The sequence below is a fragment of the Proteus myxofaciens ATCC 19692 genome, from assembly GCF_001654855.1.
GTDB lineage: Bacteria > Pseudomonadota > Gammaproteobacteria > Enterobacterales > Enterobacteriaceae > Proteus > Proteus myxofaciens.
In genome coordinates, this window is the sequence record NZ_LXEN01000221.1 from 1 (window position 1) to 358 (window position 358).

At 39.7% G+C, this 358-nt stretch carries 1 protein-coding gene; it reads right to left on the reverse strand.

Features of this window, described 5'->3' with window-relative positions; translation table 11 throughout:
* A partial coding sequence (gene tli1a / locus M983_RS16730) for a Tli1a family immunity protein (protein WP_157091992.1) occupies positions 1 to 358 on the reverse strand: 358 nt, incomplete at both ends.

Here is a 358-nt window from a genome sequence, read left to right on the forward strand (position 1 = left end):
GCAGGATTTATCGTATTGGGCAATGGGCACAATCGCTTCATGTGTATGAGTATTTGTATCTACTTCTTTTTCCCATTGTTTATATTTAACTCTATCAGTGAATCCTGGGAATTTTGAAACCTTTTTGGCATCTACTGTGTTCCATGAAATATGAGCTCTCAGCTCAGGTGTCCATTTTTTAGGGATCATGGCACAACAAACTGTTCCACTAGTTGAGCCCATCGCACCATTAATATTGAAATCGGATATTTCATATTCGGTGTGATTAAACCCTTCTATATTGCCAGCATTATAAGCGGATTGTTGCGCGACGGAGCATCCAGAAAGAAGCACTGTGAAAATAAAGGTGGCTTTAGCT